General features: G+C 57.6%; 2 protein-coding genes and 1 pseudogene. All 3 read left to right on the top strand.

Annotated elements, in window-relative coordinates:
* A partial coding sequence (locus G5358_RS21315; protein WP_421324905.1) for a transporter substrate-binding domain-containing protein occupies nucleotides 1-240 on the top strand: 240 nt, incomplete at its 5' end.
* Nucleotides 241-909, top strand: coding sequence for an amino acid ABC transporter permease (locus tag G5358_RS21310; protein ID WP_010672283.1), 669 nt, complete (start codon nucleotides 241-243; stop codon nucleotides 907-909).
* A 12-nt stretch (nucleotides 910-921) separates the two neighbouring features.
* Nucleotides 922-1,041: pseudogene (locus tag G5358_RS21305) on the top strand (amino acid ABC transporter ATP-binding protein); the annotation flags it as partial.

Raw genomic sequence — 1,041 nt, 5'->3', positions numbered from 1 at the left:
ATCGACGCCTTCGTGATGGACCGCGTCTCCACCGCCCAGCTGATCAAGGAATCCAAGCTGCCGCTGCAACAGGCTGGTGCACCGTTCGAAACCATCGAGAACGCCCTGCCCTTCCTGAAGACCCCGGAAAAGCAGGCCGTGCTGAAAAAGGTTGACGATGCCCTCACCGCCATGCGCAAAGACGGCACCCTGACCAAAATCTCCGAAAAATGGTTCGCAGCGGACATCACCAGCAAATAAATGATGGAATTTGACCTCGAGTACACGCTAGGGCTGTTTCCCATCCTGCTCAAATACCTGGGCACCACGATGGAAATGGCCCTGTGGGGATTCGTATTGGCACTCGTACTGTCGCTGATCCTGGCGATAGTACGGGTGTTTCGCGTTCCCGCACTTCACTGGCTGGCGATGCTGTATATCTCGTTCTTCCGGGGTACACCGCTGCTCGTCCAGCTGTTCCTGCTCTATTACGGGCTGCCGCAGCTCTTCCCCATCTTCGTGGGGATGGATGCCTTTACCGCCGCCATCATCGGCCTGACCCTGCACTTTGCCGCCTACATGGCCGAGTCGATCCGGGCAGCCATTCTCGGCATCCACAAGAGCCAGATGGAAGCCGCCCTCAGCATCGGCATGAGCCGGCTGCAGGCGATGCAGCGGATCATCCTGCCCCAGGCTGCCCGCATCGCGACACCATCGCTGATGAACTACTTCATCGACATGATCAAGAGCACCTCCCTGGCGTTTACCCTGGGAGTGGCGGAGATCATGGGCAAGGCCCAGATGGAAGCGGCCTCCTCCTTCAAGTTCTTCGAGAGCTTCATGGCGGTGGCGCTGATCTACTGGGTGGTGGTCATCTTCTTCACCCGCTTGCAGCATCTGCTGGAAGTGCGGCTGAACCGTGCTTATTAAAGGAGGCCTGTCATGATCAACCTAACGGGTCTCTCCAAGGCCTATGACGGAAATCAGGTGCTCAACGGCATCGATCTTGAGGTAAAGAAGGGGGAGATTGTCGTCATCATCGGTCCTTCCGGTACCGGCAAG

The organism is Aeromonas sp. 604176, from assembly GCF_049170755.1.
In the GTDB taxonomy this organism is placed as follows: Bacteria; Pseudomonadota; Gammaproteobacteria; order Enterobacterales; family Aeromonadaceae; genus Aeromonas; species Aeromonas veronii_A.
Note: the sequence above shows the minus strand (reverse complement) of the source record. Positions and strands in the feature narration are given on the sequence as shown.

What these genes read in the sequence shown, in the direction of transcription:
- G5358_RS21310 (WP_010672283.1), top strand. Translation starts at nt 241, where the DNA reads ATGATGGAATTTGACCTCGAGTACACGCTAGGGCTGTTTCCCATCCTG.